General features: G+C 64.2%; 18 protein-coding genes and 1 tRNA gene. 11 read left to right on the forward strand and 8 right to left on the reverse strand.

Translation table 11 applies throughout. The features are described 5' to 3' along the window. Positions 1-62: 62 nt before the first annotated feature. Positions 63-1,352 carry an aminotransferase class V-fold PLP-dependent enzyme gene (locus tag KUV74_RS10630; RefSeq protein ID WP_222516285.1) on the forward strand — a complete coding sequence of 430 codons (1,290 nt, stop codon included), beginning with the start codon at positions 63-65 and terminating at the stop codon, positions 1,350-1,352. 42 nt (positions 1,353-1,394) lie between these two features. On the opposite strand, the gene KUV74_RS10635 is transcribed toward KUV74_RS10630, so the two are convergent. Further along, positions 1,395-3,161 (reverse strand): SulP family inorganic anion transporter, encoded by a 1,767-nt coding sequence (locus KUV74_RS10635; RefSeq protein WP_108131994.1) that lies wholly within the window; start codon positions 3,159-3,161, stop codon positions 1,395-1,397. Positions 3,162-3,275: 114 nt separating this feature from the next. Between KUV74_RS10635 and KUV74_RS10640 the strand changes: the two genes are divergently transcribed. Continuing rightward, positions 3,276-4,112 carry a LysR family transcriptional regulator gene (locus KUV74_RS10640; RefSeq protein ID WP_108131995.1) on the forward strand — a complete coding sequence of 279 codons (837 nt, stop codon included), beginning with the start codon at positions 3,276-3,278 and terminating at the stop codon, positions 4,110-4,112. A gap of 330 nt (positions 4,113-4,442) precedes the next feature. On the opposite strand, the gene KUV74_RS10645 is transcribed toward KUV74_RS10640, so the two are convergent. Beyond that, positions 4,443-5,306 carry a YicC/YloC family endoribonuclease gene (locus tag KUV74_RS10645; RefSeq protein ID WP_222516286.1) on the reverse strand — a complete coding sequence of 288 codons (864 nt, stop codon included), beginning with the start codon at positions 5,304-5,306 and terminating at the stop codon, positions 4,443-4,445. 212 nt (positions 5,307-5,518) lie between these two features. On the opposite strand from KUV74_RS10645, the gene rph reads away from it, so the two are divergent. Then, complete coding sequence (rph, locus tag KUV74_RS10650; protein ID WP_045992108.1) at positions 5,519-6,256, forward strand: ribonuclease PH; 738 nt, start codon at positions 5,519-5,521, stop codon at positions 6,254-6,256. Positions 6,257-6,365: 109 nt separating this feature from the next. Here rph and KUV74_RS10655 read toward each other — a convergent pair whose 3' ends face one another. Next, positions 6,366-7,133 (reverse strand): exodeoxyribonuclease III, encoded by a 768-nt coding sequence (locus tag KUV74_RS10655; protein ID WP_045992107.1) that lies wholly within the window; start codon positions 7,131-7,133, stop codon positions 6,366-6,368. A gap of 118 nt (positions 7,134-7,251) precedes the next feature. Between KUV74_RS10655 and pyrE the strand changes: the two genes are divergently transcribed. The 3 genes from pyrE to rep all read left to right on the forward strand — a co-directional run bounded on the left by pyrE (position 7,252) and on the right by rep (position 10,603). Beyond that, positions 7,252-7,941, forward strand: a complete 690-nt coding sequence (gene pyrE, locus KUV74_RS10660) for an orotate phosphoribosyltransferase (RefSeq protein WP_045992106.1) — start codon at positions 7,252-7,254, stop codon at positions 7,939-7,941. Positions 7,942-8,039: 98 nt separating this feature from the next. Continuing rightward, positions 8,040-8,540: a tRNA (uridine(34)/cytosine(34)/5-carboxymethylaminomethyluridine(34)-2'-O)-methyltransferase TrmL gene (trmL, locus tag KUV74_RS10665; protein ID WP_108131999.1), complete on the forward strand. Its 501-nt coding sequence runs from the start codon at positions 8,040-8,042 to the stop codon at positions 8,538-8,540. After that, entirely contained in the window at positions 8,537-10,603 is a 2,067-nt protein-coding gene (gene rep, locus KUV74_RS10670; RefSeq protein WP_108132000.1) for a DNA helicase Rep, read from the forward strand. Before trmL ends, rep begins: the two co-directional genes overlap by 4 nt. A gap of 151 nt (positions 10,604-10,754) precedes the next feature. On the opposite strand, the gene KUV74_RS10675 is transcribed toward rep, so the two are convergent. Beyond that, positions 10,755-11,621: a c-type cytochrome gene (locus KUV74_RS10675; protein ID WP_315900774.1), complete on the reverse strand. Its 867-nt coding sequence runs from the start codon at positions 11,619-11,621 to the stop codon at positions 10,755-10,757. Between the two features lie 242 nt (positions 11,622-11,863). Here KUV74_RS10675 and KUV74_RS10680 point away from each other — a divergent pair. After that, positions 11,864-11,940, forward strand: a tRNA-Arg gene (locus KUV74_RS10680). Between the two features lie 333 nt (positions 11,941-12,273). Here KUV74_RS10680 and KUV74_RS10685 read toward each other — a convergent pair. From KUV74_RS10685 to KUV74_RS10695, 3 genes are all read right to left on the reverse strand, one after another. After that, positions 12,274-13,404, reverse strand: coding sequence for a polysaccharide lyase family 7 protein (locus KUV74_RS10685; protein WP_222516287.1), 1,131 nt, complete (start codon positions 13,402-13,404; stop codon positions 12,274-12,276). 166 nt (positions 13,405-13,570) lie between these two features. Continuing rightward, on the reverse strand, positions 13,571-15,562 hold the full coding sequence (locus KUV74_RS10690; protein ID WP_222516288.1) for a methyl-accepting chemotaxis protein: 1,992 nt from the start codon (positions 15,560-15,562) through the stop codon (positions 13,571-13,573). A gap of 339 nt (positions 15,563-15,901) precedes the next feature. Beyond that, positions 15,902-17,383, reverse strand: a complete 1,482-nt coding sequence (locus tag KUV74_RS10695; protein ID WP_222516289.1) for a sodium:solute symporter — start codon at positions 17,381-17,383, stop codon at positions 15,902-15,904. A 270-nt stretch (positions 17,384-17,653) separates the two neighbouring features. Here KUV74_RS10695 and KUV74_RS10700 point away from each other — a divergent pair, with 270 nt between their 5' ends. Then, entirely contained in the window at positions 17,654-18,550 is an 897-nt protein-coding gene (locus KUV74_RS10700; RefSeq protein ID WP_222516290.1) for a LysR family transcriptional regulator, read from the forward strand. 13 nt (positions 18,551-18,563) lie between these two features. Here the strand turns inward: KUV74_RS10700 and KUV74_RS10705 are convergent, their stop codons facing one another. Next, positions 18,564-19,772, reverse strand: a complete 1,209-nt coding sequence (locus KUV74_RS10705) for a M24 family metallopeptidase (protein WP_045992100.1) — start codon at positions 19,770-19,772, stop codon at positions 18,564-18,566. Between the two features lie 398 nt (positions 19,773-20,170). On the opposite strand from KUV74_RS10705, the gene KUV74_RS10710 reads away from it, so the two are divergent. Genes KUV74_RS10710 through KUV74_RS10720 form a run of 3 tightly spaced genes read left to right on the forward strand, consistent with a single transcriptional unit; the run spans position 20,171 to position 22,934 of the window. After that, positions 20,171-21,148 (forward strand): DctP family TRAP transporter solute-binding subunit, encoded by a 978-nt coding sequence (locus KUV74_RS10710; protein ID WP_222516291.1) that lies wholly within the window; start codon positions 20,171-20,173, stop codon positions 21,146-21,148. Positions 21,149-21,153: 5 nt separating this feature from the next. Beyond that, the gene (locus KUV74_RS10715) at positions 21,154-21,654 is read left to right on the forward strand and encodes a TRAP transporter small permease (protein ID WP_261395367.1); all 501 of its coding nucleotides are present in this window, start codon (positions 21,154-21,156) and stop codon (positions 21,652-21,654) included. Continuing rightward, positions 21,651-22,934: a TRAP transporter large permease gene (locus KUV74_RS10720; protein ID WP_108132006.1), complete on the forward strand. Its 1,284-nt coding sequence runs from the start codon at positions 21,651-21,653 to the stop codon at positions 22,932-22,934. The genes KUV74_RS10715 and KUV74_RS10720 overlap by 4 nt, the downstream gene beginning before the upstream one ends. Positions 22,935-22,936 lie beyond the last annotated feature (2 nt).

Consider the following 22,936-nt stretch of genomic DNA (forward strand, 5'->3'; position numbering starts at 1 on the left):
CTCGTTCTGGCGCCCGGCTGGGGGTGAGGTTCGCTGTTCCGCTGCCACCAAGGAACGATCAGATGCAGACATTGAAGCCTTCCAGCAAGGCCAGCGTGGCGGTATTTGACGACGCCCTGATGAGTCAGGTGCGTGCTCGCTTTCACCACGTCGACCGCTGCCCCTACACCGGCCCCCGGATATTCTTCGAAAACGCCGGCGGTTCCCTGACGCTAAAGGCCGTGGTGGCGCGCATGGCCGAGGTTGCAGCACTACCGGACAACGAGCATCGCGACAACGACGCTTCCCGGGCCATTTCGTGCATGATCGATGACGGTCGCGATGCCATGGCCAGCCTGCTGGGGGTGGAGGACGGCATCGTGTTTGGCGGCGAGACCGGCACCGAGTGCCTGTTCCGGGTGATTCGCGCCGCCGCCAATGCCGCGCCAGCGGGGGGCAACATCGTTGCTTGTGAGCTCGAGCATCCCGCCACCTTTGATGCCACCGCGCAGTGGGCGAGGCGCACCGGCAGGCAGCGGCTGACGGTGCCCTTCGATCCGCATCAGGGGCGCGCCACCGCCGAGGACTATGCCCGCGTCGTGACGCCAGAGACCCGCGTGGCCACCATTTTGCACACCAGCCCGGTGACCGGCATGACCCAGGACGTGGCCGCCATCACCGAGGCGATTCGCGCCATCGCACCGGACTGCTACACCATCGTCGATGGCATCCAGCATGCCCCCCATGGTGCCCTGGCGGTATCGCACTACGGCGTCGATGCCTACGCGGTGTCGCTGTACAAGGTGTTCTGCCCGTTCAACGACGGCTACGCCTGGGTCTCGCCGCGACTGGGTTGCGCCGATCACGACCGCCTGGCGGGCAAGCCGGAAGACGCCTGGGAGCTCGGTAGCCGCGATCCTGCCGCCTGGGCCGGCGCCCACGAGATGGTCCGCTATCTCGAGTGGCTGGGAGGACACTTCACCGAGGAAACTGGCCGCCGGCAGCGGCTGCTGGCCGCCGGCCAGGCCATGCATGATCAGGAGGCGGCGCTGATGGGTCGGCTGATTGATGGCGCCGATGGTGTCACCGGACTCAGGGACCTGCCCGGCGTGACTCTGATAGGCGAGGCGGATTCGCCCTGGCGGGAGGGGGCGGTCTCGTTTTGCGTGAAGGACCGAGACCCACTGGAGATCGTCGCCGAGCTTGGCGAGCGTGGTATCCGCGTCCACGCCCGCAAGGACGACGCCTACTCCGGCAATATTCTGCGCCCCCTGGGCTTGCCCTCGGTCACCCGGGTGTCATTGGCCCACTACAACACCCCACTCGAAGTGGACGCCTGTCTGGCGGCGCTGAAGGACGTCCTCGGAGCCTGAATCTGGCGGCCCCGCCGAATTGCCCATTCCGGGCGCCGCTGATCAGACCTGGCTTGCCAGGACACCGTGTTCAGGAGATGGCTTCGACGCGCACTCGCCGAAGACACGCTTGGCGCAGCCCTGGCAGACGTCTGGGTTCAGAACCGGCGTAATCGAGGCAATGGCCGCCTCGGGATTTTCGAAAAAGCGAGCTTCGCCGATTCTCTTCAGATCCCCGCGACGGCGCAGCTCATCCATCACCGTGCCCTTGAGCGAGCTGATCATCAGCTCGCCCCCCTGGTCCGTCAGGCGCCGGACCTCCTGCAGCAGCATCTCCACGCCCGCCGTATCGATGAAGTTGATGCCCTTGCCGATGATCAGCGCACGGGAGCCCGGCTCTGCGGTGAAGGCGCGAAGACGACGTTGCACGTGGTCGGCGGCGCCGAAGAACAGCGAGCCGTCGATGCGCAGAATCTTGAGCTGTGGGCACTGCTCGAGCTGGTAGCGCCTGACGTTGCGGATGATCCGCCGGGGATGATCCTGGCGCGGCGCCACTTCCAGCACGGTGGGACGAGAGGTGCGCTTTAGATAGAGCACCAGTGACAGCAGCACGCCGATATAGATGGCGAACTCCAGTGCCACCAGCAGGGTAGCGGAGACGGTAGCGACCAGCACCATCGCCTCGTGGCGACTGACGCGTACCAGATGGACGATGTGCTGGACGTCGATCAGGTTCCAGGCGATCAACAGGATGCCTCCAGCCATGGCGGGTAGCGGCAGGTAGGCGGTGATGCCCGGGGCGAAGATCAGGATCAGCGATAGCAGCAGGGCGGCGAACACCGAGGCCAGCGGAGTGCGGGCGCCTGCGTCGTAGTTGGCACCGGAGCGGGTGAAGGAGCCCGAACTGGCGTAGCAGGAGAAGAACCCCCCCACGATATTGGACAGGCCCTGGCCGATGAATTCCTGATTGCCGTCGATCACCTGACGCGAGCGCAGGGCAATGGCGCGGGCGATGGATACCGCTTCGATCAGCCCCAGCAGGGCAATGGCGAAGGCGCCGGAGGTCAGCACGCGCAGGCTGTCCGGCGTCAGTTCGGGCAGCGTAACGGGTGGCAGGGTCCCGGGCAGGGCGCCGACCAGCGCCACACCGTGGGCGGCGCCATCCATCAACCAGCAGGCCAGGCTGCCGGCGGCCAGGCCCAGCAGCAGGTGAGGACTACGACGATGGAGGCGTCGTGCTACCAGCGAGGTGATCAGCGAGATCAACCCGATGGCCAATGCGTAGAGGTTGATATCCGGCAGCGCCCGGAACAGCGCTGAAAGCTCGGCCAGGAATCCCTGAGCGTCGATGGACACGCCAAGCAGGTGCTCCATCTGACTGGTGGCGATCAGGATGGCCGCACCAGAGGTGAAGCCGATGACCACCGTGTGAGAGATGAAACTCACCAGATTGCCGAGGCGCAAGAGCCCCATGGCCAGCTGGATCAGTCCGACCAGGAGCGTGATGGTCAGTGCCGCTCCCAGGTATTGGTCGGGTGTCAGCGTGCCGAGGCCACCGATCACGCTGGCCAGCACGATGGAGAGCGCCGCAGTGGGGCCGGAAATCATATGCCAGGAACTGCCGAACAGCGCCGCCACCGTGGCCGCGACGATCGCCGTGTAGAGCCCGACCTCCGGTGGCAGCCCCGCGATGAAGGCATAGGCCACGCCCTGTGGCAGTACCAGGATGGCGCCGGTCAGGCCCGCCATCATGTCCGCCGACAGGGTGCGGCGGTCGAGGCCGCGTCCCCAGCGCAGGAAGGGCAGATAACGCTTGGGGGAAGACGCCATGGCGGAACCTCAGGTGGGCAGAAGTAGGGGGTCGGGCAAGCCTAGAGAAATGCGGGTATCCTGAAAAACAAAATTTTTTGCGCCTCATGAACAAAAAAACCGCATAGGTGAGCCGTGGATACCCAACTGCTGAAGACCTTTCTCGAGGTCAGCCGGCTGCGCAATTTCGGCAAGGCCGCAGAGAGCCTCTGTGTCTCGCCCTCGACAGTCAGCGCACGCATTCGTCAACTCGAGACGCAGCTGGGGTTGTCGCTGTTCAGCCGCGGCCATCACCACATCGGTTTGACCCCGGCCGGCGAGCGCATGGAGCGCCACGCCCGCTTTCTGCTCGACGCCTGGGAGCGAGCCTACGAGGACACCGCCCTGAGCGAGCGGCACCAGCGGCGGCTGGTGGTGGCGGGGGTCGCCAGCCTCTGGGATATCTTCCTGCAGGACTGGCTCGCCACCATCTACCGTGCCTACCCGACCCTGGGTGTTCGCGCCGAAGAGAGCACCCCGCTGCGCGTGGTCGAGAAGCTGGAGCGCAACATGGTCGACGTCGGCTTCCTCTACGACACCCCGCGCATCAGTGGCGTCGGGGTCGAGGAGGTGGCGACCATCCCGCTGGTGATGGTCTCAAGCCAGCCGGATAGAAGCGCCGAGCAGGCGGTGGGCGAAGGCTACATACGGGTCGAGTGGGGCACGGCGTTTGCCAGCATCCACGAGAGCAGCTTTCCGCAGCGCCAACTGGCGCGAGGCAGGGTCAACAGCGGCCGCATCGCCCTCGGCCTGCTGCTTGAGTGTGGCGGCGCCGCCTACCTGCCGCAGGACATCGTCGCCCCCTGGTGTGACCGGCAGCGGCTGTTCGTGGTCAAGGACGCGCCCGTCATCGAGCTAAAGGCCTATGTGGCCTACCACTGGCACGGCGAGCACCGCGAATTGATCGGCGAGTTGATCGAGCATCTGGGGTGATCTGCTATGGAGTCTGTGTTGCTTGCGCAGGTCGCTGCGTCATCGTGCCTGGTGTCTTGGCATCATCACCCTGTCGGATCATCGAACCATGACCATCCGGTTCTCCAAAAACCGCTGGAACACGGTTGAGCCAAGTCGCCCCTACCCACACTGATCGACTTGGAAAAACGGTGGATACAAAAAGCGAAAAGTCCCAGTGAAACCACCGAGGCTGTAGCGCCGACCGGGAACTCCCAATCCACTTGATTCACAGTCAAGTGGATGCGCTAACCAGGGTCAAGGCGTCTTCTGTGCTGAATGCTCGGCTGGCCTTGGCGGATACAGCGGCCCTCACTCAATATTCTGAATCTGCTCGCGCATCTGCTCGATCAGCACCTTCAATTCCACCGCGCAGCGGGTGGTGTCGGCGACCACGGACTTGGATGACAGGGTGTTGGCCTCGCGGTTCAGCTCTTGCATCAGGAAGTCCAGGCGGCGGCCGATGGGGCCCTTTTGCTTGAGCTGGCGGCCGACTTCGGTGACGTGGGTATCGAGGCGGTCGAGCTCCTCGGCGACGTCGGCCTTCTGGGCCATCAGCACCACCTCGGCCTCGAGCCGGTGGGGGTCGAGCTCGACGTTGAGGTTGGCGAGCTTCTCCTCGAGCTGGGTGCGCTGGCGTTCGAGGATCTGCGGCATCCTTTCGCGTACCTCGGCCACCAGCTCATGGATGGCCGCCAGGCGCTCCTCGATCAGCGCCTTGAGCTGCTCGCCTTCCCGCGCACGGCCTTCCACCAGGTCATTCAGGGCCTGCTTGAACATCTGGTTGGCGGCTTGCTTGACCGCGTCCAGATCGAGCCCACCGCCTTCGAGCACCCCAGGATGGCCGAGCATGGCCAGGGCGTCGGGCATGTGCACCTCGGGCAGGGTGGCGCGTACCTCGGCCAGTGCCGATGACAGGGCGGTGAGGCGCTCGTGGTTGACGCTCAGGCTGTCGCTCTTGTCGCTGGCATCGAAGCGCAGGGTGCACTCGATCTTGCCCCGGGCCAGGCGCTTGCGCAGGGCGTCGCGGAAGCCGGGTTCGAGGTCACGCAGGGCCTCGGGCAGACGGAAGTGCGGCTCCAGGTAGCGCTGGTTCACGCTGCGCAGCTCGAGCTGCAGGCTGCCCCACTCGGCCTCGAGGTCCTGGCGCGAAAAGGCGGTCATGCTGTGAACCATGGCGGGTCTCCTGGCGATTTCCTGGTGTCGGGCACGGTGGTGTCGCAGGGCCGTCGAGGGTGGGCTCGACACCGGTGAGCGCAGTGTACCCGATTCATCGGCCAAGGCGTGTAGAATGGGCGGCCTTCGTTTTCCATTCCATGATCGACGTCGTCCCCTTCGCTGCGCCAGGCGATGCCGCGGCAAGAGGCGTGTCGACCAAGAGAGGTGCCATGTCCACGGACATCCGTCGTCCCAGCGGACGCGCTTTTGACCAGACCCGCGAGATTCGTCTCACCCGTGACTACACCCGCCACGCCGAAGGCTCGGTGCTGGTCGAGTTCGGTGATACCAAGGTGCTGTGCAACGCCAGCGTCGAGGCCGGCGTGCCGCGCTGGTTGCGGGGCAAGAAGCAGGGCTGGGTCACCGCCGAGTACGGCATGCTGCCGAGGGCGACCCACTCGCGCAGCGGGCGCGAGGCGTCACGCGGCAAGCAGGGCGGCCGCACCCTGGAGATCCAGCGCCTGATCGGGCGTTCGCTGCGTGCGGCGGTGAACCTGAAGAAGCTTGGCGAGTTCACTATCACCGTGGACTGCGACGTGATCCAGGCCGATGGTGGCACGCGTACCGCTTCGATTACCGGGGGCTGTGTGGCGCTGATCGACGCCATCCGCTACCTGCAGCGCGAGAAGCTGATCAAGACTGACCCCTTTTCGCAGCTGGTAAGCTCAGTGTCGGTGGGGCTCTATCGCGGTCAGCCGGTGGTGGATCTCGACTACCCGGAAGACTCCAGCGCCGATACCGACATGAACGTGGTGCTGAGCGAATCCGGCGAGCTGATCGAGGTCCAGGGCACCGCGGAGTCCGGCACCTTCACCCGTGGTCAGCTCAACGCCATGCTGGATCTGGCCGAAAAGGCCGGGAACGAGCTGTTCGAGCACCAGCGTGAGGCGCTCGGCAATCGCGCCTGAGCGGTCGCCGTGACGAGATGAGTCGCATGAACGAAGGCGCCGGCCCCCTGAGGGGCCGGCGCTTTCGTGTCCGGCCCCGGACCCGGGCCAGACGGCGACGAAGGGAGGCTTACAGTTGCAGGTCGTACTCGACGATCAGCGGCGCGAACTCCGAGAAGGTGGCGTCGTAGTCGATCCAGGCGTCGGTGATATGGCGACGGAAGTTCGGCCCGACGATCTGGTAGTCCAGGCGCCAGCCCTCCTGACGGGAGCGCGGCTGATCCTGGTCCAGCGCCGGCCACCAGGTGTACTCGTCACCGTCGCGGTTGATCTCGCGGAAGGTGTCGATGAAGCCGGTGGGACCGAACACCTGGTCCATCCAGGCGCGCTCTTCGGCCTTGAAGCCGGGCGTCGTCTGGTTGTCGGCCCAGTTGGCCAGATCGATGGTCTTGTGGGCGATGTGCCAGGTGCCGCAGATGATGTACTCGCGGCGCTTGCGAGCCATCTTCGACAGGTACTCCTGGTACTGGGCCATGAACGCCTGCTTGGCGTCAGGATCGCTGCCGTCGGGCATCAGGAAGCTGGCGATCGAGAAGCGATCGTAGTCGGCCTGCAGAAAGCGTCCTTCATGGTCGCACTGGGGGAAGCCCAGGCCGTACATGATGGCCTTGGGGATCTTGCGGCAGTAGAGGCCGACCCCTGAGAAACCGTCCTGTTCGGCGTCGAGGAAGTAACCCTCGTAGCCCTCAGGATAAAGAATGCTGTCGTCCAGCTCGAAGCTTTTGGCCTTGATGTTCTGGACGCAGACAACGTCGGCGTCCTGGTTGGCGAGCCAGTCGAGAAAGCCTCGACCGACGGCCTCGCGGATGCCGTTTACATTGATGGTGGCGATTTTCATACGTGGTCCCTTTTGCGTCGCGCGTGTATGATACCCGACGTTTCGACGTTTGGGTAAATGGCCGGTCGAGAAAAACGTGATAAGGCCAGGCAATTGGACAGGAGGCCTCGTGGCTGACATGGCACCTCAACCGCCAGGCGCGGCGCGCCTTCATCCCTACCAGCGGGAGTTCATCGAGTTCGCCATCGGCGAGGGCGTGCTCAGTTTCGGTGAGTTCACCCTGAAGTCGGGGCGGGTGAGCCCGTACTTCTTCAACGCCGGCCTGTTCAAGACCGGCCGCGCCCTGGCGCGCCTCGGGCGCTTCTACGCCAAGGCCATCGAGCAAAGCGGGATCGAGGCCGACGTGCTGTTCGGTCCGGCCTACAAGGGCATTTCGCTGGCGGCGACCACCGCCGTGGCGCTGGCTGACCATCATGACCGTGATCTGCCCTTTGCGTTCAATCGCAAGGAGGCCAAGGACCACGGCGAAGGCGGCAACATCGTCGGGGCCGCGCTCGACGGTCGCATCATGATCATCGATGACGTGATCACCGCCGGTACGGCGATCCGTGAGGTGATGGGGCTGATCGACGGCGCCGGCGCCCAGGCCGCCGGGGTGGTGGTGGCGCTGGACCGCCAGGAGCGCGCCAGCGACGACACCGACAAGAGCGCCATCCAGCAGGTGCAGGCCGAGTTCGGCATCCCGGTGGTCAGCATCGTCGGCCTCGACCAGGTGCTGGCCTACCTCGAACAGAGCGGGGGAGACACCCTCAAACCCCACGCCGAGGCCATCCGCGCCTACCGCGAACGCTACGGCGTCAGCGCCTGAGTCGCTATGGCTTCCTTGCGCCGAGGTCTTCCTCCCAGGAGGGCCTCGGTGATCTCCCTGCCTCACATCGTCCTCCGCCGCGATCCTGGTGATGTCCAATGCTCGACGTGGTGCTCTATCAACCCGAGATTCCGCCGAACACCGGCAATCTGATACGCCTGTGCGCCAATACCGGATTTCGCCTGCACCTTATTGAGCCGTTAGGCTTTACCCTAGACGATAAGCGCCTCAGGCGCGCGGGGCTGGACTACCATGAGTGGGCGCGGGTCCGGGTCCACGCCGACTGGCAGACGTTCATCGACGAGGTTTCGCCCTCTCGGGTCTTCGCCGTCTCGACCCGTGGGCGGCGTGGTTACCATGAGCCCGACTATCGTTCCGGCGACGCCCTGGTATTCGGCCCCGAGACCCGAGGCCTGCCCCAGGCGATGCTCGATGCACTGCCGCCGGAGCAGCGCCTGCGCATCCCGATGCTGCCGGACAGCCGCAGCCTGAACCTGTCCAACGCCTGTGCGGTGCTGGTGTTCGAGGCCTGGCGACAACTCGATTTCGACGGCGCGGCGCGACTCGATGTCCAGCCCGGCGCCCAGGACGACGCATGAACGCACCTGTGAAGACGATCCGCGAACGCATCCGCGGCCTCAACCCGCGTCAGCGCGAGGCCGTGCACTTCATCGACGGTCCCTGCCTGGTGCTGGCCGGGGCCGGCTCCGGCAAGACCAGCGTGATCACCACCAAGATCGCCTACCTGATCCAGGAGTGCGGCATGAGCGCCCGGCGCATCGCTGCGGTGACCTTTACCAACAAGGCCGCCCGCGAGATGAAGGAGCGGGTCAGCTCGATGCTGCAGGGGCGTGAAGGCCACGGCCTGACGGTCTCGACCTTCCACACGCTCGGCCTCAACATCATCCGCGGCGAGCTCAAGGCGCTGGGCTACAAGCCGGGCTTTTCGCTGTTCGATCCGGAAGACGCCAAGGCGCTGCTGCGCGACCTGATGAACAAGGACGCCCAGGTCGACGCCGACCAGATCAATCAGGTCCAGGGAGTGATCTCCAACTGGAAGAACGACCTGATCCTGCCCGGCCAGGCGCTGTCCCACGCCGCCACCGAAGACGAGCAGTACGCCGCCCGGGTCTACGAGGCCTACGTTCGCCACCTCAAGGCCTACAACGCGGTGGACTTCGATGACCTGATCCTGCTGCCGGTGGTGTTGCTGCGCGACGACCCCGAGGCGCTGGCCCGCTGGCGGCGCAAGATCCACTACATGCTGGTGGACGAGTATCAGGACACCAACGTCAGCCAGTACATGCTGGTGCGCATGCTGATGGCCGAGCGCCAGACCTTCACCGTGGTCGGCGACGATGACCAGTCGATCTACGCCTGGCGCGGTGCCCGGCCGGAGAACCTGGTGACCCTGGGCGAGGACTTTCCGCGGCTCAAGGTGATCAAGCTGGAGCAGAACTACCGCTCCACCGGCACCATCCTGCGCGCCGCCAACACCCTGATCGCCAATAACCCCCACGTCTACGACAAGACCCTGTGGTCGGACATGGGCCAGGGCGATCCGATCCGGGTGGTGGTCACGCGCCACGAGGAGGCCGAGACCGAGCGGGTCGCCAGCGAGATCCTGACCCGCCGGATCAAGGAGCGCGCCGAGTGGCGCGACTTCGCGGTGCTCTACCGCGGCAACTTCCAGGCGCGCCTGCTGGAATTGAAGCTGCAGCACTACCAGATTCCCTACAAGTTGTCCGGCGGCACCTCGTTCTTCTCCCGGGGCGAGATCAAGGACGCCATGGCCTACCTGCGGCTGTTGATCAATCCGGCCGACGACAACGCCTTCCTGCGTATCGTCAACGTGCCGCGTCGCGAGATCGGCCCGACCACCCTGGAAAAGCTCGCCAACTACGCCACCGAGCGCGGCGTCTCGTTGTTCGCCGCCTGTCACGAGCTGGGACTGGCCGAGCAGCTGCCGGCCCGCGCGGTGGAGCGGCTTACGCGGTTCACCCACTTTATCGATGGCGTGCGCCGTCGCATGGACCAGGGCGACGCCATCGCCGCGATCCGCGAGATGATGCGCGAGATGGACTACGAGGCCTGGCTCTACCAGAATGCCAGCGCCCCCACCATCGCCGAGCGGCGCATGGCCAACGTGTGGATCCTGATCGACCAGCTCGAGAAGTCGATGCAGGCCGACCCGGAAGAGAACACCGCCAGCACCGATACCGAAACCGACGACGTGGAATCGGCGATCTCGCGTCTGGTATTGCGCGATATCCTCGAGCAACAGGCGGAAGAAGATGACTCGGATCGTGTGCAATTGCTGACCATGCACGCCTCCAAGGGCCTCGAGTTCCCCCACGTCTACCTGATGGGTCTCGAGGAAGAGCTGTTGCCTCACCGCAACTCCATCGAGGCCGGCACCGTGGAGGAAGAGCGCCGCCTGGCCTACGTTGGCATCACCCGTGCCCGGCGTACCCTGACCATGACGCTGGCGCGCCAGCGCAAGGCCTACGGAGAGCTGATGGACTGCGCCCCCAGCCGCTTCCTCGACGAGTTGCCGCCGGATGATCTGGAGTGGGAAGGACGCGCCGATCGGGAAGACCCCGAGCGCAAGCAGGAGCGGGGCAAGAGCGCCATCGCCGGGCTGCGCTCGCTGCTGGACTGAATCCATCCACAGCCGCTGATTGCCATGGGCTGTGGATAAGCCCGAAGGCATCAAGGCCTGGCACGACCCGAGAGCAGGGCCAGGCCCCGCCAGCAGACCAACGCAAGCGGGGCGCCCATGGGCGCCCCGCTGCTATATCGCGTGAGTCGATTTACTGGGTCATGTAAATGACGGCCGCCTTGATCTCGTCATCGGACAGGCTCGGATTGCCACCCTTGGGCGGCATCGCGTTGAAGCCGTTGATGGCGTGGTCATAGAGGGTGTCCATGCCCTTGGCCAGGCGCGGCTCCCAGGCGGCGGCGTCACCGCGAACCGGGGCGCCGGCGACACCGGCTTCATGGCACGCCATGCAGATGCCGCCGTAGACCGCTTCACCATCGATGGCCGCCACCGCCGGGTCGACCTCGGCAGAGCCTGCATCGGCCGCAGCGGCGTCGCCGCCTGCTTCGTCGCCAGAGGCATCGGTGGCAGCGGCGTCCTCACCTGCTGCTTCGTCGCTGGCAGCGGCGCTGTCATCCGATGCTGACTCTTCGGCGGGGGCCGCCTCGCTGGCGCCTGCGTCGCTTGACGGCACTTCCATCACCGGCTCGACCAGGTAGGCCACCGCCGCATGGACTTCTTCATCGGACAGGTTCGGGTTGCCGCCACGGGCCGGCATCGCATTGAAACCGTTAAGAGCGTGATCCAGCAGGGTGTCGAAGCCCTTGGTGGTGCGTTCGGCCCAGGCCGCTTCGTCGCCGCGCTTGGGTGCACCGGCGACGCCGGTATCGTGGCAGGCCATGCAGATGCCGCCGTAGACGGCTTCGCCATCGACGCCACCGCCCGACGCTGCGGCGTCATCGCCGCCTGACGCGGCGGCCATGGCGCTGCCGCATTCCTGGCCTTCGAGGCACACAGAACCTACCGGGGCCAGGCGCTCGGCCATGGCGTCACGCTCGGCATCGTCCTGTGCCATCGCCTGGCCGGAGCCCAGGCCCAGGGTGATCAGACACCCCATGATCAGCTTGCTGGATTTCACTCTCACCACCTCTGTAACGGTCGCTTGATGGAAGTTATTGTTGGTGGCGCCGAGCACGGCCATCGTCCCTATCGCCGGGCGTCACGCTGTGCCGGCAGTATAGCGAGATCGTTCGAGACGGGAAAATGTCGCCCGTCGCCGGGAAGGTGGCGCTGCGGGGCTTGGGCATGGCCTTGGGTGGACACCGGCGGGTGCGCAAGGTAGGATATGGCTCGCCGCGTGACAGGTTCAGGCGGCACCGCGCGCCCTTAGCTCAGCTGGATAGAGCGTTGCCCTCCGGAGGCAAAGGTCAAAGGTTCGAATCCTTTAGGGCGCGCCATAGAATTCAAGGGCTTACGACACTGTCGTAGGCCCTTTTTCATGTCTGGAGGGTGGGTCGGCAGGGGGGCATCGAGCGCTCGAATCGGGCCATTCACTGCCGTTGAATTTGCCCATTGCTGCACGAGCACATGCTTGAAAGTGCACGGTTTTCTGCCGAAGTTCGCCCTTGAGGCGAAAGCGCCTTTGCTGATCTGGATCAAGTCGGCCTTTGTTGCCGAGCGCCGTAGGCCAGGAGCGAGCGGCAGCTTCGCCCCTGGCGCGAACGTTACGCTTCTCTGGCGTGGACGTTGCTCTTCTCTGGCGTGGACGTTACCGGGCGCTCGCTGGACACTTACTCGACCGGGCCGCTATCCAGCTCGCTGAACACGACCTGGGCGTAGTCGCCGTGTTGCTGGTCCGTCTCCCACACCCCGGTACCCAGGCAGGCGCCAGATTCCGGCTTGGTATTGCACTGGTTATAGGAACCCGCCTTGAAGTACATCCAGTCACCGGCGTAGCCGTGCGGATGGTCGGCCTCGTCGACCTCGCCGTCGGGACCGACGTTGTCGGCCAGGTTCTGCTCGAAGGTGCGGGTGGGGTGGCCGTCTGACGCGAAGGTCAGGTGCATGACGTCGTCCTTGACCTCGACCCGATAGCGGAAGCTCTCGCCCAGGGCGATGCCCGCCTCGCCCGGATCCTCGCTGCCGCTCCAGTCGTTGCCCCACACCGCGTGGCTGATATCGATGCGCTCGGGGTCATCTTTCTCGAGGTTGCGTTCGTAGTTCCAGAACACCGAGCCGGTCTCGTGGTCGGGAAACTTCTTGTAGTAGATCTTCAGCGGTTCGTTGCCGTGGCCGAAGCCATTTTCCTGGGCCAGCACCGCTTCGTCCTTGCCGGCGTGGATCTGGCCGATGACCACCGAGTAGGCTGCCGCCCGGTCGGGCTTGTCGGTGCGCTCGGCGACGTGATCGACCCGCAGCGTGGCATCGAGGTAGCCGCCGATCTGGGCGTAGCGGTCAGCCTCGGGGTGGGAGGCGAGGGCAAAGTTTTGCTCAGGTGCCTTGGGGCCGAAGGCGTCGTCGGCGCCGGCCAGCATCTGACGCAGTTCCGTGCGTGCATTGCTGGAATTGGGGGTGGTGAAGGCGCTATTGGGGGTCACGAAGACCAGATTATTGTTGTCGTTCAGATAGTAGTAGTCCGGATGTTGATAGGACTGAAGCTCGCCGACCGATATCTCGTCGACGTCGTCGTCGCCGTCGACGTCCATGGGCAGGGTTAACTTCCAGGTCGTCAGGTCGAAGACCTGCGCCGGTGGCGTATCCTCGGCGGCGGCCATGGAGGATATACCGAAGGAGGAGACGGCCAGGGCCGACAGCGCGACGATCAAGGGCTTGCGAAGGGGGTGGCGAGGGGACTGGTAAAGGGGCTGGCAAAGGGAATGGCGATGGGAGTGAAAACGGCTGAGATGGTCGTGTTCGAGCACGGCGTTGTTCCTTGTTGTGCTGGGGTGGCATCAGCAAGGCTAGAATTGCGTTTCAATATTGTCAAAGACGATTCATCAAAAATAAAACGAGGTTTTGTTTGTATGGGTTCCATGCCTGATAAAAAAAGCCGCCCGGAAGGGCGGCAAGGCGGGGAACCTGTAGGGCCTATGCGTGGCAGTCGACAAGGGTGGCCTGGGGTGAGCCAATAAGCGGCCCGTCTTCCGACGTGGCGTGAAGGGCCGTTGGCACATCGACCTTGAAGCGGCCCACCAGCGAGGCCATGTCGCGAGCCCGCTTGTCGAGGGACTCGCTGGCGGTGGCAACGCGTTCGACCAGGCCGGTGTTGCGCTGGGTGACGTCCTCGAGTTGCGCCAGTGCCTGAGTGATCTGTTCGATACCCAGCGACTGCTCGGTCGCCGCGGTGGAAATCTCCGACACCAGGGTCGCCGTCTGCTGGGCATGCTCGGAGATGGTGACCAGCGCCTCGCTGGTGGAAGCCACCAGTCGCTCCCCCTTGTCGACCCGCTGCGTACTGGTGGTGATCAACCGGCGGATCAGGGTGGCTTCCTCTGCGCAGCGGCTGGCGAGTTTCTGCACCTCCGAGGCCACCACCGAAAACCCTCGTCCCTGGTCGCCGGCGCGTGCCGCCTCCACCGAAGCGTTCAGGGCCAGAATGTTGGTCTGGAAGGCGATGTCGTCGATGGCCTCGACGATCCTGGTGACTTCCTGGTTGGCGTCGCGAATCTGTTCCATGGCCGTGTGGGTCTGGGCGGCGTTCTGGCTCAGGTCGTTGGCGCGGCAGGCGACTTCACGGGTCATTTCTTGCGCCTGGCGAGCGGAGTCCGAGGTCTGCTTCACGGTGGCGGTGATCTGCTCCATGCTGGAAGCGGTCTGGATCAGTGAGGCCGCCTGCTGCTCCGTCCTGCTCGCCAGGTCCTGGTTGCCCCTGGTGATTTCTCCACTGACCGCCTCGACGGCGCTGGCGCTCTTCTTCAGGTTGACCACCAGGCTGGCAATATTGCTCAGCGAGTCGTTGAAGGCGCGGTAAAGCTGAGACAGCTCGTCCTTGCCGGGTACCGCCAGTCGCTTGGTCAGATCATCCTTCTGCTCGCTGATGTCCATCAGGGCAATCTTTAGAGGACGCACCACGCTGCGGGCGGTGATGATCGAAAAGGCAAGGGTGACGAGCAAGACGGCAAGCATGACCAGGGCGTGCTTGAGCAGGTAGCTGAAGGACGCTTTCTGCAAGTCGTCAATACGTGCCAGAAGGTACTGCTCTGCCGACCGGGAGATCTGCTGAATGCCATCGATATACTCGGTCTGGGCCTCGAACCACTCCTGGTGATCGATACCGAAGCCACCGCTTGAGGCCTTTTCGAGGACCACGCTGCGCATGGCATTCAAACGCTCGCCAAGTGCGCTGTCGGTCAGCGTCTTGAGCTCCTCCTGAACCCTCGGTGATGAAAGCTCGAAGAAGTTCTTCTTGTGCACATCGGACTTCACGATCAACGAAAGCAGCTTCCTGAACATTGCAGGCGATATCGCGTCGGCGCTGAAAGATGCCGCCAGTACCGCCCGTTCTATGCCGGCCAGCTCCTTGATGTTCAAAAGGTCGTAATAGGCCGTCAGCTGACGGGCGACTTCTCCCTGATCGACGCCAAAGGTCAGCTTGGCGACGATATCGATCAGCGCCTCGTTGATGTTGGTATAAGCGTCCGTCGATGCTTCGACAGAGATGTCGAGACCATCGACCTTACGCCGTAGGTCATCCTTCTCCTCAAGCAGACGCTTCGCCAGATCGACCTGTGCTTCGATTCGAGGGTCGTGGTGGGAAAAATCGATGTCAGCGATGTAGCGGTCAAATGATTCGGCCTGGGTATTGGTCGCCTCACGTTGCACCGGTAGCTCTGCGTGATAGTTGCGGCCCTGACTGCTGAGAAAGGCGGCCGTCATCCCCCGTTCGCGCTGAAGTTCGTGCACCAGATTGGCCGAATGACGCCCGAGGATCGCCACCTCTTGAAGATTGTCCATCCGGGTAACGACCGCCTGACGTTCCAGCACCGTGGAGAGCGTCATCCACAGGATGGAAAGCAGCGGCAAGAAAAGCACCAGGAAGAACTTTCTTCCCATGGTCAGGCGATCAAGGAGTGATGTCATTGGCAGCGGGCTCATGCTGGGAGGGGCCAACCGGCAGTCATGGCATGAGCGAAGTCATTTCCTGGCTTGCTCATCGCTCGGACTGCCTCCGATTAGCAGCGATGCCAGGGTTATCGACCCATGAAAGCGTCAAGTTGAGAGGAATATGCTAAAGCGCTTTGCACCAATGATCTGGGTCATGAGAGCAGCGGGTTCTCGGCCCTGATGCTCAGGTTCGACCGCGACTATTCGCTGGATGACGGAGGTTTCACGAGAATGGCCGCCTCGGAAGGCGGCCTGTCTTTTTGCCCAAACCTCAGAACTCTGGTCCTGAGGCGAGTCGGGGGGGGGGGTCTTCGGTCAAGCAGGGTGGTCAGGGAGGGATGCGTTCGGATGGTGGGCATGGGCGCGATGGCTGCGACCGACGAGGGTCACGCCGATATACAGAGCCGACGACACCACGCAGCCGGTCAGCGGACCGATCAACCAGCCCACATCGGCGAACAGCATCATGTAGCCGCTGGTGAAGAAGCCGCCGAGCATGGCCGCCAGCGCCCCCCAGGCCGAGCCCTGCCAGAAGGTCGAGATGAACACCGGTCCGATCAGGCTGGCGAGCAGGGTGCCGGTGCCAAGGATGCCGAGCCAGGACAGCATGAAGGGCGGTGCGTAGAGCATCAGCAGCAGCGCCAGCACCCCGAGCACCAGCACCGCGGCCCGGTTCAGGCCCAGGACGCGCCGTGCCGAAGGCTGGCGTTCGGCAAAGATCGCCAGGCGCAGGTCGTGGGAGACGCTGGAGGCCACGGTGTGCAAAAGGGAGTTGGCGGTGGACTTCATGGCGAAGATGATGAACAAGGTGATGACGCCCTGGATCGCCGGATGCATGAACTGCTCGAGATAGACCGGCATGGCGCTGTCGGGGTCCGCCAGTCCCGGCAGCTTGACCCTGACGTAGAGCCCGACCAGCGGAATCAGACTGAGCAGGCCGCCGAGCACCGCGACGTAGATACCGACCTTGTGCAGCTTGACCTCGGGCTTGAAGGCCAGGAAGCGGATCGCCATGAACGGCAGCACCGCCGCGAACAGAAAGGCGTAGGGCAGGACCAGGAAGACGTTGCCTCTGGAGGCGCCGTAGTGGGCCCCGTTGGTCGGGTTCAACAGCTCCGGGTCGATGGCGTTCAAGCCGCTTTCCCACTCGTTCACGTCAATGGTGGTCAGCATCTGGATGACGATGATGACCGCCGCCAGGGCCATGCCCCAGACCATGATGGTGTCGGTCCAGGCCACCGCGGCCAGCCCCCCGAGCATGGTGTAGAGGATGATCACCCCGACCATCAGCATGGCGCTCTGGTCGAGCTCGATGCCCAGCCAGCTGGCCCCCAGAAGCCCCACCGCCTTGATCTGACTGGTCAGGAAGACCAGCAGCAGCACCACGGTGATGATCGCCGATACCGCCTGCAGCACTCGCCCCATGGCGCCGCCGCCGTGGGACTGGCCGATGTACTCGGGGATGGTGTTGCTGCCCATCTCGATCGCCTTGCGCTGCATGAAGCGGGCGAAGTAGAGCACCGCGATGACCATCGCCGGTGCAAAGAAGAAGTTGCCCAGCACCTCGATGGCACCAAACTGGTAGGTGACCCCAGGCGAGCCCATGAAGCCCCAGCCGCTGAATCCGGTGGCAACGATGGTACCGGCACCGACGAAGGCCCCCAGCGAGCGCCCGGCGACCAGGAAGCCCGCAGCGTCATCCTTGTGCATGCGCCGCGAGGACAGGTAGCCCAGATAGAGCATCAGGCCGAAGGTCATCAGCAGAAGCGCCCAATTGAACAGGGTAAAGGAGTCCATGTGCGTCACCTCGGTTGGCGGGCCTTGAGTTCTCGACGCAGGTAGGCTGCACCGGTGTGAATCAGCATGTAGAGCGTTAGAATGGCAAAGGTGGTCAATACCCAGGAGTTCATGAGGAAGCCTCTATTGTTTGTTGTTGGACGTCGACAATCGGCAGTCGTCGAGAGGTAGCGTCGATTTCCATCGACAGATTCAAGGTATTTTCTTGCCGCTGATGCGACCAATAAGAACGACAAATCGATGCATGATCTATGCCAATGAGGCCCCAGGTTGAAGACGATACCGAGTGAGTTATTGCGTACCTTCGTGACCATCAATGAGCTGGGAGGCTTTACCGCGGCAGGAGAGCGCCTGGGGCGTTCCCAGCCCGCCATCAGCCTGCAGATGAAGAAGCTCGAGGAGATGCTGGGTACTCGCCTGTTTCTGCGCGGAAGTCAGCTGGAAATGACCCAGGATGGTGACTATCTCTACCAGGAAGCCAGGGCCATGCTGGCGATCAATGACCGGCTGGTGGAGAAGCTTTGCGGAGGGGGCGTCAGTGGCAAGGTAAGGCTAGGTATTCCCAACGATTTCGAGCTGGCATTTGTGCCGCGAGTGCTGAGGAATCTGGCGCGGGTCTACCCCAATATCGAGGTCGAGGTCGACTGTGAGATCAGCAGGGTCATACTCCAGCGTTTTCACAGGCACCACTACGATATCGCCCTGGTGATGGAGCCGGAAAGGGTCGACGATGATCGCGATGCTCGGGATATCCGGGTAGATGACCTGGTCTGGGTGGTCGGCGACACGGCATTGCTGGAGGGTGAAGCGCCGCTGCCTCTGGTCACCTATCCCCTAGGGTGCCTGTACCGCTCTGCGGCGGAAGCGGCGTTGAGGGCCAGGGCGATGCCCTATCGGGTGAGCTACGCCAGTACCAGCCTGCTCGGTATCTTCACCGCGGTGGAGGAGGGCCTGGGCGTGACCGCCCTGGCGCGCAGCGTCAGCCCCGACCACTTGCACTGCGTGGATGGGGCGGATCGGCTGCCCGAGCTTGGGCGCGTCACCTTCGGCCTGCACTACCAGACCGGCGAGCTGTCCGTGGCGGCGCACCACGTGCTGGACTACCTCAGGGCCGGGCTCGCCGACATGGGGGGCGAGCGGCCCCCCATGTCACGTCCCGGCCGGTGATCGCCGGATCGGTTCAACCCACGATGTTATGCGCCGGCCCGTAGGGGAAGCCGGTGATATTGTCGGCGCCGTCTTCCTTGACCACCAGGATGTCGTGCTCGCGGTAGCCACCGGCGCCGGGCTGGCCTTCGGGAATCATCAGCATGGGCTCCATCGACACCACCATGTTGGGCTCCAGTACGGTGTCGATGTCCTCGCGTAGTTCAAGACCCGCCTCGCGGCCGTAGTAGTGGCTCAGGGTGCCGAAGGAGTGCCCGTAGCCAAAGGTGCGGTACTTGAGGACGTCGTGTCTGGCGAAGATCTCGTTGAGCTCGTGGGCGATGTCGCTGCAGCGGGCGCCGGGGCGAATCAGCTGCTGTCCGCGCTCATGGACCTCGCAGTTGATCTCCCACAGCCGCAGATGGGCATCGCTTGCGTGCTCGCAGAACAGAGTGCGCTCCAGCGCCGTGTAATAGCCCGAGATCATCGGGAAGGTGTTCAGGCTCAGGATGTCGCCGGGACGCACGCGACGGCTGGTGACCGGATTGTGGGCGCCGTCGGTGTTGATGCCGGACTGGAACCACACCCAGGTGTCCATCAGCTCGCTCTGCGGGTAGGTCTTGGCGATCTCGCGCACCATGGCGCTCTGGCCGGCCAGCGCCACTTCGTACTCGGGCACCCCGGCGGCGATGGCGTCGCGTACCGCGACACCGCCCACGTCGGCGATACGCGCGCCCTGACGGATCAGTGCGATCTCTTCGGCGGACTTGATCATGCGCATCTGCATGGTGGGTACGCCGATGTCGACCAGCTCCACCTCGCCAAGGGCGCTTTCCAGCTTGTCGCGGTTGGCCAGGGTCAGATGGTCGAACTCCACCCCGATGCGTCGTTTGCCTTCGCATAGCCGCATGATGGCCTTGAAGAAGTTGTCCTTCTGCCAGTCGGTGTAGACGATGTTGTCGCCCAGACGGTTGCGCCGATACGGTTGGCCGCCGTCGATGTTGGCGGTGACGGTAGTAAAGCCTTCCTGGGTCACCACCAGTCCATAGTCGCGGCCAAAGCGACAATAGACGAAGTCACTGAAGTAATTGATGTTGTGATAGGAGGTCAGGACCACGGCGTCGACCTGCTGCTCGGCCATGTGCTGGCGCAGACGGGCTAGGCGGCCCTGCATCTCGGCGTCGCTGAAGGTGGGGGTGACCTTTTCACCGTTGGGGATCTCGATCAGAGAGGGCAGTTGCATAGGGGCTCCTTGTAATTCTTGGCCGACAGGGCGGTGGTTCTCATCCTGCGCTGGCGCCAGCCTCGACGCTGACCACCACGCTGGATTGACTATCGCCGTGGAGCCGTCAACGGCGCCAATCACAACCGCAAATGTCCCCATTTGCGCCAGAAAAATGGTTCTTGAACAGTGCGTTAAAGAAGTGTCTGCAAGCGCTTGTGGTTGCCGCCCGAGGCCTGTCGAAGGGCCACCCTGACCACTGTCCAATGGCTTTGCATAAATCAGGCTTATGCAAAGCATAAAATCTTGAAAATTGTCTAATACGCCTACCTGGCCGAGTCTCAAGTGACGCCTGTCTTGCCGTCAACAAAGCGGTGGCGGGCCCAGATCACAATCACAACGACTCAACGGGTACCCCCATGACCTCCAGGATGCTCCCCCTGCTGGCGCTTGGCGCCTTCGCCGGTCTTTCCACCTCGGCCCAGGCCCTCGACATCAAGCTCGGCCACGTGCTGGCCCCGACCCATAGCTGGCATATCGCCGCCGAAGGCTTCGCCGACGAAGTGCGCGAGGCCACCGAGGGTCGCGTCAACTTCCAGGTCTTCCCCAGCGGCCAGCTCGGCAACGAAAAGACCATGGTCGAAGGCATGCAGATCGGCAGCGTGCCCGCCGGGGTGATCGGCTGCGGCTCCTTCCAGCCGCTGGACGCCCGCTTCGGCATCGTCGAGCTGCCCTACTCCTGGGCGGACCGCCAGGACGCCTACGCCGCCTACGACGGTGAGCTGGGCGAGGCGCTGGAAGCCATCGCCTCCGACTACAACATGAAGATCCTGTCCTGGTGGGAGAACGGCTTCCGCCACGTCACCAACAACCAGGGCCCGGTCGAGACCCCCGAGGACCTGGCCGGTCTGAAGATCCGGGTAACCCCGGACAAGATGCGACTGGATACCTTCACCGCGCTTGGCGCAAGCCCGGCTCCGCTGTCCTTCGGCGAGCTCTACTCGGCGCTGCAGCAGGGGGTGTTTGACGCCCAGGAAAACCCGCTGTCGATCATCCACTCCTCGTCCTTCTTCGAGGTCCAGGACTACGTTTCGCTGACTGGGCACGTCTGGGCACCGGCCTGCCTGACCGTCGCCAACAACGTCTGGCAGCGCCTGTCCGAGGACGACCAGGCGGCGGTCCAGCAGCTGGCCGACGCCTGGCGTGACGAACAGCGCCGGATGACCCAGGAGGACGACTCGCGCCTGGTGGCCGAGCTCGAGGCCGAAGGCATGAGCGTCAACGAGGTCGATACCACGCCGTTCAATGCCGCCGTCCAGGGCGTCTGGGCCGACTACGAAGACGTCTTCGGCAGCGACCTGATGGCGCTGGTGAAGCGCTACCGCGAAGGGCAGTGAGCGCGATGACCGTGCACGGCCTGCTGCATCCCGTGGCGCGTCTCGTCTCGCGCCTGTGCCTGGCGCTGGCCGGCATCGGCGCCGCCCTGCTGGCGGCGCTGGTCGCCTACTCGGTGTTCATGCGCTGGGTGGTGGGGGCGCCGCCCCACTGGGCCGAAGAGCTGCCCCAGCTGGTGCTGGTGTGGACCGCGCTGCTGGCCGGCGTGGCCTGCACCTACAAGCGCAGCCACCTGAGCGCCGGACTGATGCCGCTGCTGGTCGGCTCCCCTGCCATTCGCCGGCTGATCACCCGGGCCACCGACCTGCTACTGCTGGTGATGCTACTGCTGCTGGCCAAGGCCGGCTGGGACCTGGCCTGGTTGACCATGAGCCAGACCACCACGGCGCTGCAGCTACCTGCGGGGCTGGTGTATCTGTCGGTGCCGGTGTGCTGCGCCGGCATGGCGCTGGCGCAGTGTGACCATCTGCTGGCGAGCGATCCGCTGTCACAGGAGGACGCCTCATGACCCTTGGTGCCTTGACCCTGGTGGGCGTCTTCGCCCTGGCGATCCTGATCGATATTCCCATCGCCTTCGGCCTGATCCTGGCGGTGCTGTCCTATCTGCTGATGTTTGGTGCGGCGCCGATGATGGTCTCCGCCCAGCAGTTCGTAGCGGGCATGGAGAGCTTCACTCTGCTGGCCATCCCGCTGTTCGTGATGGCCGCCCAGTTGATGAATCACGCCGGACTGACCCAGCGTCTGGTGCGTCTGTGCATGGCGCTGGTGGGCGACATCCGTGGCGGCCTGGCGGTGGTCGCGGTGCTGGCCTGCATGATGTTCGGGGCACTGTCAGGCTCCGGCGTGGCCGACGTCATCGCCATCGGCAGCATGCTGCTGCCGGCGATGCAGCGCAGCGGCTATCACCGCGGCTTCAGCAGCGCCCTGGTGGGCACCGCCAGCTCCATCGGCACGGTGATCCCGCCGAGCATCGTGATGATCGTCTACGGCACCACCTCCAACACCTCGGTGGGCAAGCTGTTCATGGGCGGCGTGATCCCCGGCCTGCTGCTGACCCTGGCGCTGGTGGGGGTGGCCATCTATGTGTCACGCCGCAACGGCTGGTCCGGTGGTACCCGGCCCGAGCCCGGCGAGCGCAAGCGTGCCTTTATCGCTGCCCTGCCGGCGCTGCTGGTGCCGGTGCTGATCATCGGAGGCATTCGCTTCGGCGTCTTCACCCCCACCGAAGCCGCCGCCTCGGCCATCGTCTATGCGCTGATCGTCGGCACCCTGGTCTATCGCAGCCTGAGCCTTCGGGACATCGTCGACAGCGTCATCGCCACCGCGGAGACCTCCGGCGCCATCCTGGTCATCATCGGTGCCGCCGGCATGTTCGCCTGGGGCCTGACCTACGAACAGGTGCCCCAGGCCATCGCCACACTGATCGGCGAGATCACCGACAGCCGCTATGGCGTACTGCTGCTGCTGACCGTGGTGTTGCTGGTGCTCGGCTCCTTCATGGAAAGCATCGCCATCATCATCATCGTCACCCCCATCGTCATGCCGCTGCTGGTGCAGTACGGCATCGACCCGGTGCACTTCGGGGTGCTGCTGACGGTGAACCTGGCGATCGGCGCCAATACGCCGCCGCTGGGGGTCGACCTGATGGCCGCCTGCCGCATCGCCGGAATCAGCGTGATGGAGTCGTTGCGCTACCTGGGACTGATGCTCGGGGCGATGATCGCGGTACTGCTGCTGATCACCTTCGTGCCCGACATCGTGCTGTTCCTGCCGAACCTGATGGAGTGACC

Origin of the sequence: Halomonas sp. DP1Y21-3, from assembly GCF_019801245.1 — a bacterium.
GTDB lineage: Bacteria > Pseudomonadota > Gammaproteobacteria > Pseudomonadales > Halomonadaceae > Halomonas > Halomonas litopenaei.

Coding starts and splice junctions, on each gene's coding strand:
- KUV74_RS10630 (WP_222516285.1), top strand. CDS start 63: ATGCAGACATTGAAGCCTTCCAGCAAGGCCAGCGTGGCGGTATTTGAC.
- KUV74_RS10635 (WP_108131994.1), bottom strand. CDS start 3,161: ATGGCGTCTTCCCCCAAGCGTTATCTGCCCTTCCTGCGCTGGGGACGC.
- KUV74_RS10645 (WP_222516286.1), bottom strand. CDS start 5,306: ATGGTTCACAGCATGACCGCCTTTTCGCGCCAGGACCTCGAGGCCGAG.
- rph (WP_045992108.1), top strand. CDS start 5,519: ATGTCCACGGACATCCGTCGTCCCAGCGGACGCGCTTTTGACCAGACC.
- KUV74_RS10655 (WP_045992107.1), bottom strand. CDS start 7,133: ATGAAAATCGCCACCATCAATGTAAACGGCATCCGCGAGGCCGTCGGT.
- pyrE (WP_045992106.1), top strand. CDS start 7,252: ATGGCACCTCAACCGCCAGGCGCGGCGCGCCTTCATCCCTACCAGCGG.
- trmL (WP_108131999.1), top strand. CDS start 8,040: ATGCTCGACGTGGTGCTCTATCAACCCGAGATTCCGCCGAACACCGGC.
- rep (WP_108132000.1), top strand. CDS start 8,537: ATGAACGCACCTGTGAAGACGATCCGCGAACGCATCCGCGGCCTCAAC.
- KUV74_RS10690 (WP_222516288.1), bottom strand. CDS start 15,562: ATGACATCACTCCTTGATCGCCTGACCATGGGAAGAAAGTTCTTCCTG.
- KUV74_RS10695 (WP_222516289.1), bottom strand. CDS start 17,383: ATGGACTCCTTTACCCTGTTCAATTGGGCGCTTCTGCTGATGACCTTC.
- KUV74_RS10705 (WP_045992100.1), bottom strand. CDS start 19,772: ATGCAACTGCCCTCTCTGATCGAGATCCCCAACGGTGAAAAGGTCACC.
- KUV74_RS10710 (WP_222516291.1), top strand. CDS start 20,171: ATGACCTCCAGGATGCTCCCCCTGCTGGCGCTTGGCGCCTTCGCCGGT.
- KUV74_RS10715 (WP_261395367.1), top strand. CDS start 21,154: ATGACCGTGCACGGCCTGCTGCATCCCGTGGCGCGTCTCGTCTCGCGC.
- KUV74_RS10720 (WP_108132006.1), top strand. CDS start 21,651: ATGACCCTTGGTGCCTTGACCCTGGTGGGCGTCTTCGCCCTGGCGATC.